Source organism: Klebsiella sp. I138, assembly GCF_051131765.1.
Classification (GTDB): domain Bacteria; phylum Pseudomonadota; class Gammaproteobacteria; order Enterobacterales; family Enterobacteriaceae; genus Klebsiella.
On the sequence record NZ_CP180447.1, the window covers coordinates 1,464,854 to 1,480,233 of the forward strand.

A 15,380-nucleotide genomic window follows, 5' to 3' on the forward strand; every position below is an offset into this window, starting at 1 on the left:
CCTTACGCTTTCTCGATGTTGACCAGAAACGCTTTGTACTCCGGCGTTTGCGAGTTGGCATCGCCGACATTTGGCGTCAGGGTGTTGGCGATATAGCCCTTCTGCGCCACCCCTTCAAAGCCCCAGTGCAGCGGGATCCCGACGGTCTCCACCTGCTGACCGTGAACGTTGAGAGTCCGCAGGCGGCGGGTGACTACCGCCACCGCGCGAATAAAGCCGCGCTGGCTGCTCACCGTGACCCGGTCGCCGTTGGCAATGCCTTTCGCCTGCGCCAGGCCCTCGCTGATTTCCACAAACTGCTGCGGCTGAGCGATGGCATTAAGCCGCGCATGCTTGGTCCAGGTGTGAAAATGCTCGGTCAGACGATAGGTGGTCCCGACGTACGGGAACTTATCTTTCTTGCCCAGCCGCAACGCATCGTCTTCATACAGGCGCACCACCGGACTGGAGATCACATTCGGGTGCAGCGGGTTGGTTCCCAGCGGCGTCTCCATTGGCTCGTAGTGTTCCGGGAACGGCCCCTCGGCCAGCTTATCGAGGGCAAACAGGCGCCCCAGCCCTTCCGGCTGCATGATAAACGGCCCGGTGTTGCTGCCCGGCGCGGCGGTATTGAAGTCAGGAATATCATTCCCCGTCCACTTACTGCCGTTCCACTGGATCAGCATCCGTTGTGGATCCCACGGTTTGCCGTTGATATCCGCCGAGGCGCGGTTATAGAGCACGCGGCGGTTCAGCGGCCACGCCCAGGCCCAGCCCAGCGTATTGCCCAGGCCTGACGGGTCGGCGTTATCGCGGTTAGCCATCTGGTTACCCTGCTCGGTCCAGCTTCCGGCGTAGATCCAGCAGGACGATGCCGTGGTGCCGTCGTCGCGCAGCAGCGCAAAGCTGTTCAACAGCTGGCCTTTTTTCGCCAGCAGCACACCGTTGCTGTCATAGAGATCGTCCAGCGCATAGCCGTTGTTCTCTTTCGCCACCTCTTCCGACTCCGGATGGTCCGGTTGCTTGTAGTTCCAGCTCATTTTCAACAGCGGTTCAGCGCCTTTTCCGCCTTCACGACGGTACATTTCGCGCAGTCGGTGGTAGATCCCGGCCAGAATCTCACCGTCATTACGCGCTTCGCCCGGCGCGTCCTGGCCTTTCCAGTGCCACTGAAGCCAGCGCCCGGAGTTGGCAATCGACCCGTCCTCTTCCGCAAAGCAGGTGGACGGCAGGCGGAAGACTTCAGTTTGAATCGACGCCGGATCAACCTCATTCATCTCGCCATGGTTTTGCCAGAAGTTAGCGGTTTCGGTCACCAGCGGATCGATAACCACCATGTACTTCAGCTTGCTCAGGCTACGCACGACCTTGTTTTTGTCCGGGAAGGAGGCCACCGGGTTAAAGCCCTGGCAGATATAGCCTGTGACCTCGCCCTTATCCATCATGTTGAAATATTTGATAACGTCATAGGCCTGGTCCCATTTTGGCAGCCAGTCAAAGCCCCAGTCGTTCTCTTTCTGCGCCGCATCGCCGTAGAAGGCCTTCATCAGGCTGACCGCAAACTTCGGATAGTTGCTCCAGTAGTTCACCTGATCGGCGAGCGTGGCTTTTGGCGTATTTGCCGCCAGCCAGGTATGCAGACAGGTCTGCTTTTCAGACGGCAGCGTGAGGTAGCCCGGCAGGCTGGTCGACAGCAGGCCAAGATCGGTTAAGCCCTGAATGTTGGAGTGCCCTCGCAACGCGTTAACACCGCCGCCGGCCATCCCCATGTTGCCCAGCAGCAGTTGGATCATTGCCATGGTGCGGATGTTCTGCGCCCCAACGGTATGTTGCGTCCAGCCCAGCGCATACAGGAACGTGGTGGTTCTGTCCGCGGCACTGGTGGAGGCCAGTACTTCACACACTTTCAGGAAATCGGCTTTCGGCGTCCCGCAGATATTCTCCACCACGTCCGGCGTGTAGCGGGAAACGTGCTGCTTGAGCAGGTTCCACACGCAGCGCGGGTGTTGCAGCGTCTCATCGCGCATGGCATAGCCATTTTCGTCGAACTGATAGTTCCACGAGGATTTATCGTACTGCCGTTTTTCAGCGTCATAACCGCTAAACAAGCCGTCGTCGAAGGCAAAATCATCGCGCACCAGCAGGTTGGCGTTGGTGTAATGCTTCACGTATTCGGCATTGATTTTGTTGTTTTGAATCAGGTACAGCAGTACCCCCGACAGGAAGGTAATGTCGGTACCAGAACGAATCGGCGCATAGATATCGGCGACCGAAGCCGTGCGCGTAAAGCGCGGATCGACGACGATAAGCGTGGCATCGTTATTGTTCTTCGCTTCCATCGCCCAGCGGAATCCCACCGGATGGGCTTCAGCAGCGTTGCCGCCCATCACCACCACGACGTTAGCGTTTTTGATATCAACCCAGTGGTTGGTCATCGCACCGCGACCAAATGTTGGAGCAAGACTTGCTACCGTTGGTCCGTGTCAGACGCGCGCCTGGTTATCCACCGCCAGCATGCCAAGCGAACGCACAAACTTCTGCGTCAACATGCCGGTTTCATTACTCGCCGCAGAGGCGCACAGCATCCCGGTTGATAGCCAGCGGTTAACCGTAATGCCCTGCTCGTTTTTTTCAATAAAATGAGCATCACGGTCGGCTTTCATCAGTCTGGCGATACGATTGAAGGCATCGTCCCAGGAGATGCGCTGCCATTTATCGGACCCTGGCGCACGATATTCCGGGTAACGCAGGCGGTTCTCACTGTGAACATAATCCAGCAGTCCGGCCCCTTTCGGGCACAGCGCCCCCCGGCTGACCGGATGATCCGGATCCCCTTCGATATGATAAATAGCTTCTTTCGCGTTCTTCGCGCCGTCGCCCAGGCTATACATTAATAGCCCGCAGCCTACGGAGCAGTATGTGCAGGTGTTGCGGATCTCTTTAGCGCGCAATAATTTGTAATTGCGTGCCTGAGCCAGTGCCATTTTGGGTGCGAAACCCAGTGCAGCAGCGGTTGTTCCGGCCATACCGCCTGCGCAGATTTTAAAAAACTTTCTGCGGCTGACGTCCATTGGTTTTCTCCATGCAGGATGCTTGTTCATCGCGAGGCAAACTAACAGCAAAGTCCCTGAATTTTTTGCGTCAAATCAATGTCGAAAACCGACGCCCCCTTAATAGTCACCGTCACCGGGTTTCATTACTCCCTTTGTATTAAGTACGGTGGAAAATAGGGGCCAGAAAGAATAAAAAAATGTTATAAATCGACTCTTGATAAATATCGGTGTCAGGTTTGACATGGAAAAGAAAAAAGCAACGTTGACCGGTCTGATCGCTATTGTGTTGTGGAGTACGATGGTCGGTTTAATCCGCGGAGTCAGCGAAGGGCTAGGTCCGGTCGGCGGCGCGGCGATGATCTATACGCTGAGCGGTGTACTGCTGCTGGTGACCGTTGGCTTTCCCCGCCTGCGGCAAATGCCACGCGCCTATCTGCTGGCCGGCAGCCTGCTGTTTGTTTGTTATGAAATTTGTCTGGCGCTGTCGCTGGGCTTTGCCGCCAGCCGCCAGCAGGCGATTGAAGTCGGTATGGTCAATTATCTCTGGCCCAGTCTGACGATTCTCTTTGCCATCCTCTTTAACGGCCAAAAAACCAGCTGGCTGGTTATTCCTGGATTATTTCTCGCCCTTCTCGGCGTCACCTGGGTATTAGGCGGTGAGCATGGTCTGAATATCGCTGAAATTACCCGGAACGTGATCTCCAGCCCCCTGAGCTATATTCTGGCCTTTGTCGGCGCGTTTATCTGGGCAACCTACTGCACGGTCACCGCTAAATATGCACAGGGAAAAAACGGCATCACGCTGTTTGTGTTATTAACCGCCCTGACTCTCTGGCTAAAGTTTATGCTGAGCGAACAACCGCCAATGATCTTCAGCTGGCCGGTGGTGATTAAACTGGTGATGTGCGCGGTGGCGTTGGGATTCGGCTATGCGGCCTGGAACGTCGGTATTCTGCACGGTAACGTCAGCTTGCTGGCCGCGGCCTCGTATTTCACGCCGGTGCTCTCTTCCGCACTGGCGGCGGTGCTGTTAAGTGCGGTGCTCTCCTGGTCATTCTGGCTGGGAGCCGGCATGGTGTGCGCCGGCTCCCTGCTTTGCTGGTATGCCACCCGGCGTTAGCCGAGGTCGCCACCGGCGACCGGCAGCGTGACGCCGGTGATATAGCTTGCCTCATCGCTGGCGAGAAACAGGATAGCGTTGGCCTGTTCCGCCAGCGTCCCGTAACGATGCATCAGGCTGCTCTCTACGGTTTGATCGACAACCTGCTGATACCACGTCTGCTCTTGCGCCGTGGGCGTTTCGTGGTTACGCGGGGTTAAGCGCGTCGGTGCCTCGGTGCCCCCCGGCGCCACGGCGTTGATGCGAATCCCGCTGCCGCTGTACTCCATCGCTATCGAACGGGTCAGCGCATTGACGCCCCCTTTTGCCGCAGAGTAAGGCACCCGGTTCACCCCCGCCGTGGCGACGGAAGAGACGTTGACGATGCTCCCTTTGCCCTGTTTCAGCATCCACGGCAGCGCCGCCCGGCAGCCCCACAGCGTGGGGAACAGCGAACGACGGATCTCTTTTTCAATTTGATCCGGCTGGTATTCGGCAAACGGGCGCGCCCAGATAGTTCCGCCGATATTATTGATAACCACGTCGAGGCGACCAAAATGGGCGACCCCGGCGGCAAAGGCCTGCTCGGTGCTCTCCCACGCCTCAAGGTCCGCCTCAAGGGCCAGCACCTCGCTGCCCTGCTGTGTCAGTGTGGCAGCCAGCTCATGGACATAGCCAGAACGATCGATCAGCAACAACCTTGCCCCTTCGCGGGCGGCCTGCTCGGCGGTCTGGCGGCCAATACCCTGGGCTGCGCCGGTAATCGCCACCACTTTATGTTGAAAACGCATTCCCGCTCCTTATGCCGCCGCACTCTGGCTGGCGTTAAATTTCTCGTACCAGAAACCGGCCGGGCTAATCCCGCGTTCCCGTAACGCTCCGGCAACCGCATTGACCATTGGCGGCGGGCCGCACAGATAGATATCCACATCACCGTCGTTAAGGATCGCCTCCTCAAGATGGTCGGTGACAAACCCGCGTTGCGGGCAGACGCTGTGCTCATCGGCTACCACCGGCAACCACCGGTAGCCGGAAAGCTGTCCGACAAAGGCATCCAGCGCCTCGGTTTTTACCAGGTCACAATCGCGGGTCACGCCATACAGCAGGGTAATCGGGCGGGTATTCCCCTGCGCCGCCAGGGTATGCAGCATCGACAGCAGCGGCGCCAGTCCGGTACCGCCCGCCAGCAACAGCAGAGGACGTTCACCGTTGCGCAGATAGAAGCTACCCATCGGACCGCTAAGGCTCAGACGGTCGCCTGGCCGCGCCTGCTGGGTCAGCCACTGGCTCATCATGCCACCGGGTACATTGCGGATCAGGAAGCGGCCTTCACGCTCGCCCGCCCTTGAACTGAATGAATAAGCGCGGCTGTGCGGCGTACCCGGAACCTGAATTGAGACATATTGTCCCGGCAAAAAGGCCAGCGGTTCGTCAAGCTGCACCACCAGTTCAATGGCGGTATCCGACAGCAGACTCACCTGCATCACCTCTGCGCCGATGTTGGTCATAGCGGTTTTGCACTGCGCCGCCGCAACCGGAACATCAATAATGCAGTCGCTGGTCGGGATCATCTGACAGGTCAACACCTGGCGGTCGTTGGCCTCGTCTTCGTTTAACGCCTCCTCCAGATAGTCTTCCCCCATGCCGTATTCGCCGCTGGCGCAGTGGCACTTGCAGGTGCCGCAAACGCCGTCTGAGCAATCCATCGGCAGGTTAACCTTCTGTCGGTAGGCGGCATCCAGCACCTTTTCACCCGCATTGCAGTGGATGAAACGGGTAATGCCATCCTCAAAGTTGAGTGCGATTGTAAACATAACCACCTCTTAAATATGGTAAACGTCGATCACCTGACGGATGTAATCGTTGTTCAGGCGTACCGTTTTACGCAGGATCTGCGGTTTGCCGTCGCCTGCCGCCAGGGTGCAGCAGGTTGAGCCAAAATAGGCATCGGTATGCTGGTAGCGGTGGCTGTAGGTCACCCAGTTGTAGCGCACCTCCATGCCCTGCTCGTTCTCGCCGAGCAGTTCAACGTTGCTAATCATGTGGGTGGTGCGTGGCTCTGGCGTACTGGCGCCGGAGCGTTCCGTTTTAATGCGGTAAACGCGGTCTTCAAGCCCGTCGCGGTTGGGGTAATAAATCAGGGAAATTTCGCGCTGCGGATCGCGGGTCAGCTTGTCGTCATCCCCCCATGCCGGCATCCAGAAGACCACTTTCGGGCTGTAGCACGTCAGCCACTCATCCCACTGCCGGTCGTCCAGCAGGCGGGCTTCGTAATAGAGAAACTGGCGAACCTGTTCAAGCGTCAGCATTACACCACCTCCACACGTTGAGTAATCGACTGTTCATAGCGCTGCTGCTCTTTTTCCAGCGCCGCCAGCATCACGTTTTGCCAGTGATGGTGATGGGCGATGTACAGCGCTTCATCTTCCGATTTCACCCCACTGAGCAACGGAGTGAATCCGGCATGCCGGGCGTGTTCATCCGGGCCATCGACCCAGTGCAGCGCACCGCGACTGAGATCGCTCCACGCCAGGCTCTCGCCAAGATAACCGCGCTGGCAGGCGCTGAACTCTTCGAGGTCGTCCGGCGTCCCCATGCCGCTCACGTTAAAGAAATCCTCGTACTGGCGGATGCGTAACGCGCGGGCCTGGTCCGGTTCACCTTTTGGGGCGAAGCACCAGATAGTGACTTCGGTTTTGTCTACCGCGATGGGACGAATAACGCGGATCTGCGTGGAGAACTGGTCCATCAAATAGACGTTCGGATAGAGGCAAAGATTGCGCGTTTCGTTGACCATCTGGTCGGCACGCAGCTCGCCAAACTCGGCTTGTAAACAGTCCTGATGGGCATAGACCGGGCGGACTTCCGGGTTCAGCGCCCGGGTCCACAGCAGCATATGGCCGTTCTCAAATCCGTAGCCGCCACCGAGGCTTTTCGACCAGCCGTTGGCATCGACGGAATGCGTCCCCTCCGCTTCATAATTACGGCGCGACATCGTGGAGGCATAGTTCCAGTGCACCACGCTGACGTGATAGCCATCGGCGCCGTTTTCTGCACCCAGCTTCCAGTTACCCTCGTAGACATAGCTGGAGGAGCCTTTTAGCACTTCCAGCCCTTGCGGCGCCTGATCGACCATCAGATCGATAATTTTGCAGGTTTCGCCGAGATAGGCTTCCAGCGGCTGTACGTCTTCACTGAGGCTGCCGAATAAAAACCCGCGATAAGACTGAAAGCGCGGCAGCTTTTTCAGGTCGTGCGATCCTTCATGCTTGAAGGTCTGCGGATATCCGCCGGTGCTTTCATCTTTGGCTTTCAGCAATTTTCCATTGTTGCCAAAGGTCCAGCCGTGGAACGGACAGGTGAACGAGTTTTTATTCCCGGTCTTACGCCGGCATAACATCGCGCCGCGATGGGCGCAGCTGTTAATTAACGCATGTAATTCATTCTTTTTATCGCGGGTAATAATAACCGGCTGGCGTCCCAGCGTCAGAGTGAAATAATCGCCGGGTTCAGGAATCTGGCTTTCATGAGCGAGGAACACCCAGTTCCCTTCAAATATATGCTTAATCTCAAAATCGAATAACTGAGCATCGGTAAAGATTGAACGATGGCAGCGGTAAATATGTTTTTGGCGATCGACAATTAATGCATTACTGATTTTATCTTTTAATAGCGAGAGTGTTTTTTGCATGAGCTTAGCCCTCCTGCAGAATTCAGGAATCAATGAAATCAGAGAGAATAACGAATTCGGGAATATCCCCGGCCGCACGACTCCGGCCGGGCGATAGCAAGGCTCACCGGCCCGGACGCAGTGTCCAGGCGGTGCGCCGGTCATTACTCTTGCGCGCGCAGGCGGGAAATACGCTGTTCTTCTTCGGCGCTCTGGGCCGTGCACAAGGTAAAGTCGAAGCGAACTTCGGTGTGTTCGCCGTCGAGCTTACGCTGAGAAATCAGTTCGCGGTCGGTAATTTTAACCGGGTCGGCGATCAGACCGTCGCGAGTGGCGAAAGCAAAATCGTCCCACAGGTACTTATCGCCATTAAGGTTAATCTGGCTGGTTAAGTGCTTATGGCCCGGTGCGGAGACGAAGAAGTGAATATGTGCCGGACGGTTGCCGTGGCGACCCAGCTGGTCAAGCAGCTTCTGGGTTGGGCCATCCGGCGGGCAGCCGTATCCGGAAGGCATAATACTGCGCACGCTGTAGCGGCCATCGGCACCGGTACGAATGCGGCGACGCAGGTTATATTCACTCTGGCTCTGGTCGAAGAACGAATAGTTCCCCAGCGTGTTGGCGTGCCAGATATCCACAATGGCGTTAGCGACCGGGCGGCCCTGGGTATCGCACACCTGGCCATGCAACCACATGACTTCACCGGCATCGTGACCGTCATCCATCCGCGTGTGCCCTTCCGCCAGCGGCGCATTGGCAACGTACAGCGGCCCTTCAATGGTACGCGGCGTGCCGGTTTCCCGATGCGCTGCGGCGTCAATCGCATCCTGGCGCAGGTCGAGGAAGTGCTCAAGGCCGAGGCCGGCCGCCAGCAGCGCGGCTTCCTGACGCCCGCCCAGCTCATGCAGATAGTTCACCGCATGCCAGAACTCTTCCTGGGTAATATTATAATCGTCGATCAGGGTACACATATCTTCCAGTAAACGATGCACAATGGCTTTAAAGCGTTCATTACCACCGGGAACGTTTAACCCGGCACTTTCACGTAATAATTTCTGCACGGCGTCTTGTTGTACGAAAGAATTTTTCATTGTGATTCTCACTTATTGCTTGCAGGTTGCTTGTAGGGTTTACGCCGGTATGCCCGGCGCGAGGTTTCTTATTATTAGCTATCGTCTTCACGCACCGAGGAGGGATGGCGACACAATGCCTCCACGCGTATTTCCATAAACGGGTATAACGGCAGGCCCATTAAAATCTGGTGTAACTCGTCGGCATCTCGCACATCAAAAATACTGACGTTGGCGTACAGCCCGGCGACGCGCCAGATATGTCGCCATTTGCCTTCACGCTGTAATTGCTGCGAATAGGCTTTTTCTCGTTGTTTAATTTCCTCAATCTCAGCCACTGGATATCCCAGCGGGATCTTGACGGTCATATCCACTTTAAACAGCATATTTTTCTCCTGTCATGCCTCACGCTTTGCGGGCATAGAACTGCAATTTCTCTTCATCAAGCTCAACGCCTAACCCCGGCGTCTGCGGCAGAACGACGCTGCCGTTGGCGAAAGTCAGCGGCACGCTGACGATGTCATCTTTGAGCAGCAGCGGGCCAAACATTTCCGTGCCCCATTGCAGCGGCAGCGTCGACCAGGCGTGCAGTGACGCGACGGTGCCGACGGTTCCTTCCAGCATGGTTCCGCCATACAAACCGATACCCGCCGCCTGCGCGACGTGCGCCAGAGCCAGGACGCTGGCCGGGCCGCCGGCTTTGGCGATTTTCAGCGCATATGCGCCGCTGAATCCCTGCTGCGCCAGGCGATAGCCGTCGTAGTGGGTGGCTACGGCTTCATCGGCCAGAATCGCGGTATTGACGTGGTGACTGAGGCGAACCAGCGCCGCGTTGTCCTGCGCGCTGACCGGTTGTTCAATTAAGTCGATGCCCATCGCCGCCAGCTCACGACAGCCTTTAGCCGCTGCGGTGGCATCCCAGGCCTGATTGACGTCGACACGAATACTGGCCCGGTCCCCCAGGGCTTCGACAATCGCGCGGGTATGGCGCAAATCGGTGGCCAGATCGCGCGCGCCAATTTTTAACTTAAACGCCTGGTGGCGACGGTCGGCCAGCAGCCTTTCCCCTTCGGCGATGTCTTTGTTGGTATCGCCGCTCGCCAGCGTCCACAGTACCGGTAACGAAGTCTGCAACGCCCCGCCCAACAGCGCTGAAACCGGCAGCCCCAGCGCCTTACCCTGCGCATCCAGCAGCGCGGTCTCAATAGCGGATTTGGCGAAGGTATTACCTTTGATGGCGCTATTCATACGCTGGGTCAGCGCATTGAGATTATCGGCGGGCTGTCCCTTGAGCAGCGGTGTCAGGTAATGACTGATGGCGGAAGAGATGGCCTCCGGGCTTTCGACGCCATAGCTCAGACCGCCAATGGTGGTCGCTTCGCCAATACCGCAAATGCCGTCAGAGCGCGTTATGCGGACAATCACCAGCGTCTGGCAGCCCATGGTTGTCATTGAGAGTTTGTGCGGGCGAATAGTCGGGAGGTCAACCAGCCAGCTTTCAATGCGTTCTACGGTCGCGGTCATGTTTTCTTCCTGATCGTTAAATTCATAACTTTTTGTGCACCCAACCATAACGAGGGGTGACGGTGCCTTTGACAATAGGGGGGAGCCAGTGAAATGGTCAACGGCGATAATCGAAATGTTGTGCGATTATCGACGCGCTTGTTAAAATGAGGTTAATAATGTGATCCGAGTGGTAAAACCGGCACATTCCGCCGCCGCCCTTTTTACGCGCGGTATAGTGGTGCCCCGTGAGCTTTTGTCTTCGAATGTAGAGGAATTCAATGAGCGCTACACCGCCAACCCCCCTCAGCGCCAGGCAGGCCGAACATGACCCCAACTTTATGCTGTCACTGGCGCGCGGACTGGAAGTTCTCAATGCCTTTACTCCCCAGCGCCAGCGGCTGACTATCTCGCAGCTCAGCCAGAAAACGCAGATTTCCCGCGCCGCCGTCCGCCGCTGCCTGTACACCCTGGCCGCGCTCGGTATGGTCCACAGTCCGGACGGGCGCGGCTATGAACTGCTGCCGCGCGTATTAGCCGTCGGGCATGCCTATCTGGCCGGGACGCCGCTGGCGAAAGTCGCTCAGACCGCGCTGGACGGCCTCGGCAAGACCCTGGGCGAGTCCTGTTCCGCCGCCACTCTCGACGGCGATAACGTACTGTATATCGCCAGAGCCGCGGTCAACAATTTGCTGAGCGTCGACATCGGTCGCGGCAGCCGCCTTCCCGCCTGGGCGACCTCAATGGGTCGCGTACTGCTCAGCGCGCTGCCGGAAGAACAACTTGATGTGACGTTGTCACGCGCAAGTTTAATTCGCTACACCCCGCATACGCTCTGTGATTTAGCGGGATTAAGACAGGAAATCGCCCGGGTGCGGATGCAGGGATATGCGCTTGCGGATCGGCAAATTGAAGTGGGATTGTGTTCGCTGGCGGTGCCGCTGCTGTCACGCAGCGGCCAGGTGGTGGCGGCACTCAATGTCGGCGTGCCCGCCGCGACCATGAGCGCCGCCGCCCTGAGAGAGAAAGCGCTGGCCCCGCTACGACGGGCGGCCATGGAGCTTTCTCTCCAGCTGTAGGGTCAGGTCATGTCGGGGGCCTTCGCCAGACTGCGCCAGATCCCGACGGCCAGCAGCAGCAGCAGAACACCGGCGGTAGCCAGCACAATGCTGTGAGCACTGATAAACGCGGTTTTCGCCGCCTCAATCAAGGAGTGCGCCGGGATAGCGGGCAGCGATTGCGCCAGCGCAATCGCCTCGCTTATCGAGGAAGACGCCTGCGCCGCTGCCTGGCCTTCCACTCCGGCAGGTAGCACAATCGATGAGCTGTAGCTGCGGGTCAGAATCAGGCCGAACAGCGCGATCCCCAGACCGGCTCCCAGCTCATAGGCCATGGTTTCGATCGCGCCCGCCGCCGCCGCTTTCTCTTTCGGTGCCGCGGCCATAATGGCCGAACCGGAAGCCAGCAGCGCGCTGGCAACGCTGAACCCTAACAGAATCATCAATCCCCACGCCTGCCACTGCTGGGTGCTGAAATCGGTCATCGACAGGCCAAGGAAGCTGAACGCGCTCAGCAGCATGCCGCCGGTCGCCACCTGCCGCAGACCAAGGCGGGAGACCATGACTCCGGCAATCGGCCCGCTAAACCCGCTTGCCAGCATCAGCGGCAGCATAAACAGTCCGGCTTCAAACGGCGTTTTGCCGTGGACAAACTGGAGCTCCTGCGCCATCAGCAGTTCAAAACCGACCAGGGTTATCAGCGCGGTCATCGCCATCATCACGCCGCTTAAGATAATACGATGCGTAAACAGACGCATATCGACCATCGGGGTCGCGGCAGAAAGCTGCTGGCGAACAAAATGCACCAACAGCGCCAGACCAACCAGCGCGATGACTCCGGCCATCCATAATGCCATCTGCCCTTTCAGGGCTGATTTTGCACTGAACACCAGCATCAGGATCGCCGCAATAAGCATCAAGGCCTGCATAATATTAAGCGGCTGTTCGCGCCGCGCCGGCTGACGTGGCACCATCCGGGCGCTGAAGGCGATAACTGCCAGCACAATGGGGACGTTGATCAGAAACACCGATCCCCAGTAGAAATGTTCCAGCAGTATGCCGCCCACCAGCGGACCGAAAGCGGCGCCACCGGAACCAATCGCCGCCCACAGGCCGAGCGCCATATTCCTATGCCGCGCCTGGGAAAACGTGTTCCTGATACCGGCAAGCGTTGCCGGGACAATCATCGCCGCGCCAATAGCCAGCAGCGCACGAGAGGCGATCAGCGCCAGCGCGGTAGGAGAAAATGCCGCCGCCAGCGACGATACGCCAAAAATAGCGCTGCCGAGCAGCAGCAGTCGTTTAAAGCCAATTTTGTCGCCCAGCGCGCCCATCGGCAGCACCATTCCGGCCATCACTAATGAATAAATATCAATGATCCACAGCAGCTCATTGCTGCTGGTCCCCAACGACATGCTAAGCGTTGGCGCGGCGACATGCAGTACCGTGGCATCGATCGCCACCGGCACATATACCAGTAAAATCGCCACAAGCGTTAACCATTGCCGAGACATACCTTTTTCCTCAACTTTCCAAATTGGACACGCGTCCAGGATTGCGATCCTGCCGGAATGTTGAACATCTGTCCAACTTTTTGTTACTATCGAGGAAAACCAAGGCTCAGCGGGGAAATATGCATTACTTAAATCGGGAAGCGCGGCGGGAAGTCATCATGCAGGCGGCAATGCGCGTCGCGTTGCAGGGCGGATTAAGTGCGATGACCGTGCGCCAGATTGCCGCCGAAGCCGACGTATCCACCGGGCAGCTGCACCACCATTTCACCTCCATCGGCGAACTCAAAGCGCAGGCCTTCGTTCGTCTGATTCGTGAAATGCTGGATATTCAGCTGGTCACCGAAGATGCAAGCTGCCGCGAGCGCCTGTTTTCAATGCTCGGCAGCGAAGATGGTCGCCTGGAGCCCTACATCCGTCTGTGGCGTGAAGGGCAGCTGCTCTCCGGCAGCGATAGCATCATCAAAGAGGCCTATCTGCTCACCATGTCGATGTGGCACGAAGAGACGGTGAATATCATTCGCAGCGGTACCGAAACCGGCGAATTCCACCCCGGCGATGGCGCAGAGGACATCGCCTGGCGTTTAATTGCCCTGGTCTGCGGGCTGGACGGTATTTATACGCTGGGAATAAAAGCAATCGACGACAGCGCATTTACACGTTATATAAACTATTATATAACGATGGAGCTATTACGCCCGTAAACGCTATCTCAGCAGCTCCCCCGGCAAGCGCCGTGACGACAGGCCTGCCGCCCTGCTGGCCCCACCTCCGCACCCGGCAGTGGTGCAGTTTTGAGTACATTTCATTTACATTTAGTAACAAATAATAAACCCCTATTCACCACGCGCTTTCTTGTGCCGCGTTTTTTTTATCTATTCTTCAAGCATTACAATAATTAATTCGACCAGCCTTGATCACCTCTTCTCTTTAATTTGCTGTTTTCTCATATTTAATTTTTCTTTGGTTACTGTGCATTCGAGGGCAATATGTCAAGAGAAAATGAGAAAGATAATCATTACCTTTTAAAAGACTGGCGCCCGGAAAATCCGGCATTCTGGGAAAATAAAGGGAAAGCCATTGCGCGAAGAAATCTGTGTATTTCAGTAAGTTGTTTACTTCTCGCCTTCTGCGTCTGGATGTTATTCAGCGCTGTGGCAGTCAACCTCAATAAAGTCGGATTTAATTTCACAACGGACCAGCTTTTTTTATTAACCGCGCTCCCTTCACTTTCCGGGGCAATATTGCGCGTGCCCTATTCTTTTATGGTACCCATATTTGGCGGACGCTACTGGACGGTATTCAGTACCGTTATTTTAGTGATCCCCTGCCTGTGGCTTGGCATCGCAGTGCAAAACCCGGCCACGCCATTCTGGATATTTATTCTTATCGCCCTGCTCTGCGGCTTTGCCGGGGCTAACTTTGCCTCCAGCATGGGCAACATCAGCTTTTTCTATCCGAAAGCGAAGCAAGGCAGCGCTCTCGGGGTAAACGGTGGTCTGGGCAACCTCGGCGTCAGCGTGATGCAGTTACTCTCACCCGTCGTTATTTTTGTACCCGTCTTCACCTTTGTTGGCGTTCACGGTGCCGACCAGCCGGACGGCACAACACTGTGGTTAGGAAACTCGCCGCTCATCTGGGTGCCGCTGCTGCTCGCGGCCACCGTGGCGGCGTGGTTCGGCATGAACGATATCGCCGGTGCCAAAACCTCAATTCGCGATCAGCTCCCGGTGTTGAAGCGTCCGCATATGTGGCTGTTGAGTCTGCTTTACCTGGCCACCTTCGGCTCATTTATCGGCTTTTCCGCCGGCTTCGCGATGCTGGCCAAAACCCAGTTTCCGGATGTGAATATCCTCAAGCTGGCCTTCTTTGGCCCGTTTATCGGCGCCCTGGCGCGATCCTTTGGCGGCATCATTTCCGACCGTCTGGGCGGCGTAAAGGTGACGTTGGTGAACTTTATCCTGATGGCACTGTTTACCGGCCTGCTGTTCCTCACCTTACCCGGCTCCGGTTCAGGAAGCTTCCTGGCCTTTTATATCGTGTTTATGGGGCTGTTCCTGACCGCCGGTCTTGGCAGCGGCTCTACCTTCCAGATGATCGCCGTGATCTTCCGCCAGATAACCATTGATAGCGTCAAGAAACGCGGCGGCACCGATGAACAGGCCCAGCATGAAGCGGTGACCGATACCGCTGCCGCGCTCGGGTTTATCTCCGCCATCGGCGCGGTCGGCGGCTTTTTCATCCCCAAAGCCTTCGGTACCTCGCTCGCGATGACCGGCTCCCCGGTCGGCGCCATGAAGGTTTTCTTTGTCTTTTATGTCGTTTGCGTACTGGTGACCTGGCTGGTCTACGGCCGTCGCAAGCCCGCCACAAAATAATCACAACCATGCTGAGCACGGTAACCACGGAGGCGCCTGCCTCCGTCAGGAGATAATGT

Annotated in this window: 12 protein-coding genes and 1 pseudogene; 4 read left to right on the plus strand and 9 right to left on the minus strand. The window is 57.1% G+C overall.

The features are described 5' to 3' along the window. Nucleotides 1-2: 2 nt before the first annotated feature. Nucleotides 3-3,050: a formate dehydrogenase-N subunit alpha gene (fdnG, locus tag ACMYSK_RS06800; protein WP_434641267.1), complete on the minus strand. Its 3,048-nt coding sequence runs from the start codon at nt 3,048-3,050 to the stop codon at nt 3-5. Nucleotides 3,051-3,273: 223 nt separating this feature from the next. Between fdnG and yddG the strand changes: the two genes are divergently transcribed. Beyond that, complete coding sequence (gene yddG, locus ACMYSK_RS06805; RefSeq protein WP_434641268.1) at nt 3,274-4,152, plus strand: aromatic amino acid DMT transporter YddG; 879 nt, start codon at nt 3,274-3,276, stop codon at nt 4,150-4,152. Here the strand turns inward: yddG and benD are convergent. From benD to ACMYSK_RS06840, 7 genes are all read right to left on the minus strand, one after another. After that, entirely contained in the window at nt 4,149-4,922 is a 774-nt protein-coding gene (gene benD / locus ACMYSK_RS06810; protein ID WP_434641270.1) for a benzoate diol dehydrogenase BenD, read from the minus strand. The genes yddG and benD overlap by 4 nt on opposite strands. Nucleotides 4,923-4,931: 9 nt before the next feature. Then, a complete protein-coding gene (gene benC / locus ACMYSK_RS06815) occupies nt 4,932-5,945 on the minus strand; it encodes a benzoate 1,2-dioxygenase electron transfer component BenC (protein ID WP_434641271.1) in 1,014 nt (337 codons plus the stop codon). Between the two features lie 9 nt (nt 5,946-5,954). Beyond that, on the minus strand, nt 5,955-6,440 hold the full coding sequence (gene benB, locus ACMYSK_RS06820) for a benzoate 1,2-dioxygenase small subunit (RefSeq protein WP_434641273.1): 486 nt from the start codon (nt 6,438-6,440) through the stop codon (nt 5,955-5,957). Further along, nucleotides 6,440-7,822, minus strand: coding sequence for a Rieske 2Fe-2S domain-containing protein (locus ACMYSK_RS06825; RefSeq protein ID WP_434641275.1), 1,383 nt, complete (start codon nt 7,820-7,822; stop codon nt 6,440-6,442). Before ACMYSK_RS06825 ends, benB begins: the two co-directional genes overlap by 1 nt. Nucleotides 7,823-7,965: 143 nt before the next feature. After that, a complete protein-coding gene (gene catA / locus ACMYSK_RS06830; protein ID WP_434641277.1) occupies nt 7,966-8,892 on the minus strand; it encodes a catechol 1,2-dioxygenase in 927 nt (308 codons plus the stop codon). Between the two features lie 74 nt (nt 8,893-8,966). Then, entirely contained in the window at nt 8,967-9,257 is a 291-nt protein-coding gene (gene catC, locus ACMYSK_RS06835) for a muconolactone Delta-isomerase (protein WP_434641278.1), read from the minus strand. A 19-nt stretch (nt 9,258-9,276) separates the two neighbouring features. Beyond that, nucleotides 9,277-10,443 (minus strand): muconate cycloisomerase family protein, encoded by a 1,167-nt coding sequence (locus ACMYSK_RS06840; RefSeq protein ID WP_434641280.1) that lies wholly within the window; start codon nt 10,441-10,443, stop codon nt 9,277-9,279. Nucleotides 10,444-10,564: 121 nt separating this feature from the next. Here ACMYSK_RS06840 and ACMYSK_RS06845 point away from each other — a divergent pair. Further along, nucleotides 10,565-11,453: pseudogene (locus ACMYSK_RS06845) on the plus strand (IclR family transcriptional regulator domain-containing protein). A gap of 2 nt (nt 11,454-11,455) precedes the next feature. Here the strand turns inward: ACMYSK_RS06845 and ACMYSK_RS06850 are convergent. Continuing rightward, the gene (locus ACMYSK_RS06850) at nt 11,456-12,946 is read right to left on the minus strand and encodes an MFS transporter (RefSeq protein WP_434641282.1); all 1,491 of its coding nucleotides are present in this window, start codon (nt 12,944-12,946) and stop codon (nt 11,456-11,458) included. Nucleotides 12,947-13,065: 119 nt separating this feature from the next. Between ACMYSK_RS06850 and ACMYSK_RS06855 the strand changes: the two genes are divergently transcribed. Together ACMYSK_RS06855 and ACMYSK_RS06860 are read left to right on the plus strand one after the other, a co-directional pair. Continuing rightward, a complete protein-coding gene (locus ACMYSK_RS06855; RefSeq protein WP_434641284.1) occupies nt 13,066-13,647 on the plus strand; it encodes a TetR family transcriptional regulator in 582 nt (193 codons plus the stop codon). 285 nt (nt 13,648-13,932) lie between these two features. Beyond that, complete coding sequence (locus ACMYSK_RS06860; protein ID WP_434641286.1) at nt 13,933-15,321, plus strand: NarK family nitrate/nitrite MFS transporter; 1,389 nt, start codon at nt 13,933-13,935, stop codon at nt 15,319-15,321. The last annotated feature ends 59 nt before the right edge of the window (nt 15,322-15,380 follow it).

Bases quoted from the DNA above. Each gene is read 5' to 3' on its own strand.
- yddG (WP_434641268.1), top strand. From the start codon at position 3,274: ATGGAAAAGAAAAAAGCAACGTTGACCGGTCTGATCGCTATTGTGTTG.
- benD (WP_434641270.1), bottom strand. From the start codon at position 4,922: ATGCGTTTTCAACATAAAGTGGTGGCGATTACCGGCGCAGCCCAGGGT.
- benC (WP_434641271.1), bottom strand. From the start codon at position 5,945: ATGTTTACAATCGCACTCAACTTTGAGGATGGCATTACCCGTTTCATC.
- benB (WP_434641273.1), bottom strand. From the start codon at position 6,440: ATGCTGACGCTTGAACAGGTTCGCCAGTTTCTCTATTACGAAGCCCGC.
- ACMYSK_RS06825 (WP_434641275.1), bottom strand. From the start codon at position 7,822: ATGCAAAAAACACTCTCGCTATTAAAAGATAAAATCAGTAATGCATTA.
- catA (WP_434641277.1), bottom strand. From the start codon at position 8,892: ATGAAAAATTCTTTCGTACAACAAGACGCCGTGCAGAAATTATTACGT.
- catC (WP_434641278.1), bottom strand. From the start codon at position 9,257: ATGCTGTTTAAAGTGGATATGACCGTCAAGATCCCGCTGGGATATCCA.
- ACMYSK_RS06840 (WP_434641280.1), bottom strand. From the start codon at position 10,443: ATGGTTGGGTGCACAAAAAGTTATGAATTTAACGATCAGGAAGAAAAC.
- ACMYSK_RS06850 (WP_434641282.1), bottom strand. From the start codon at position 12,946: ATGTCTCGGCAATGGTTAACGCTTGTGGCGATTTTACTGGTATATGTG.
- ACMYSK_RS06855 (WP_434641284.1), top strand. From the start codon at position 13,066: ATGCATTACTTAAATCGGGAAGCGCGGCGGGAAGTCATCATGCAGGCG.
- ACMYSK_RS06860 (WP_434641286.1), top strand. From the start codon at position 13,933: ATGTCAAGAGAAAATGAGAAAGATAATCATTACCTTTTAAAAGACTGG.